The organism is Lutibacter sp. HS1-25, from assembly GCF_004121075.1.
In the GTDB taxonomy this organism is placed as follows: Bacteria; Bacteroidota; Bacteroidia; order Flavobacteriales; family Flavobacteriaceae; genus Lutibacter.
In genome coordinates this window covers 1-1,499 of record NZ_RHLN01000112.1, presented here as the reverse complement: position 1 = coordinate 1,499, position 1,499 = coordinate 1, and the positions used below count along the sequence as shown (strand labels likewise).

3 protein-coding genes are annotated in these 1,499 nt (G+C 28.0%); all 3 read left to right on the top strand.

The features are described 5' to 3' along the window. Nucleotides 1–145 precede the first annotated feature (145 nt). A complete protein-coding gene (locus EC396_RS12745; protein ID WP_129367005.1) occupies nucleotides 146–397 on the top strand; it encodes a type II toxin-antitoxin system Phd/YefM family antitoxin in 252 nt (83 codons plus the stop codon). Beyond that, nucleotides 397–654, top strand: a complete 258-nt coding sequence (locus tag EC396_RS12740) for a Txe/YoeB family addiction module toxin (protein ID WP_129367004.1) — start codon at nucleotides 397–399, stop codon at nucleotides 652–654. Before EC396_RS12745 ends, EC396_RS12740 begins: the two co-directional genes overlap by 1 nt. 495 nt (nucleotides 655–1,149) lie before the next feature. Then, the coding region (locus EC396_RS12735; protein WP_305036103.1) for a Fic/DOC family N-terminal domain-containing protein at nucleotides 1,150–1,499 on the top strand (350 nt) is incomplete at its 3' end.

The following is a 1,499-nucleotide window of genomic DNA, read 5'->3' as shown; positions in this document are numbered from 1 at the left end:
AGCAAATAATAATTAGTAAACAAAATTGTTTACCTTCCTAAAATAAGCTGACTAAAATCAAACAACTTATTACAAATAAAGATGTCATAAATTTTGAATCAGATTATTTTGTACGTAATTTTGTACATATTTAAAATGTTGAATTATGATTACAACGACAATATCCGATTTTAGAAAAGATATAAAAGATTACTTAAATAAAGTTACCGAAAACTTTGAAACACTAATTATCAATCGAGGTAAAAACTCGGGTGTTGTAGTGATTTCTTTAGAAGAATACAATTCTCTTATGACAACTCAACACGAAATGTCTTCAAGTAAAAACAAAGCAAGGTTAGATGCTGCAATTGAAAAATTTAAAAAAGGCGACTCATTTAGTAAAAATCTTGTTGATTGATGAAATATGTATTTGTAGATGAATCTTGGGAGGATTATTTGTATTGGCAAAAAATCGATAAAAAAATGCTAAAAAGAATAAATCTGCTTCTAAAAGATATTTCCAGACAGCCATATGACGGATTAGGTAAACCTGAACCCTTAAAACATAATTACAGGGGATTTTGGTCGAGAAGAATTGATGAAGAACATCGATTAATTTATCAAGTTGTAGATGATGAAATAAGAATAATCAAATGTAGATTCCATTATGATTAAAACGTGTGATAACAACTTATGAAATTTAAGCTTAAATTTTAACTGGTATAAACTACAAACATTTTACCACTAACTGTTCTCGATACACCTTCACTGCGTTGCGGCACTCGAATTGACGTTATGATTGGCAGATCTCGCATCAAGTGCGAGATGACGGTTTAAAATACTTCTAAAATATCCCCTTGAGGGGATTATAGGGGTGTTATTTACTTTTGAGTAGATTATACAAATATTTAATATCGAACTTTATATCTATTTTACAAACTCCTAACGCCTATTTCGTTATACTAAAAATTGATTTCGAATACAAAGTAACAGATCTCGCATCAAGTGCGAGATGACAGTGTTTTTTGATAGTTAAAACAAATTCTCCGAAAAAATAGTATGATAAATAAAGTTAAATATGTTATCACACCTAAAAGTTATGATAAGAAAATTCGATTATCTTATCATAATAAATTAAGTTTGTAAAGAAAATTAATATTTCTTAACATAATGGAATCTGAAAAATTAAAAAAGTTACCTCTAAAGCAAGATGTTGAAACTAAAAAAGTGCTTAAGAAATTGGCTTCAGCTCACAGAGCCTTGGCAGAGTTAAAAGGAATTGTATCAAGCATTCCAAATTCAACTATTTTAATAAATACTTTAGGACTTCAAGAGGCTAAAGATAGTTCTGCTATTGAAAATATTATAACAACTCACGATGACATATTTAAAGCCGAGTTAAATCTTGATGGTTTTAAGTCTTTAAATGCAAAAGAAGTTCAAAACTATATTTCTGCTTTAAAAAAAGGATTTGGATTAATTAAAAAAAATAAAATCTTAACGAATAATGATATCATTGA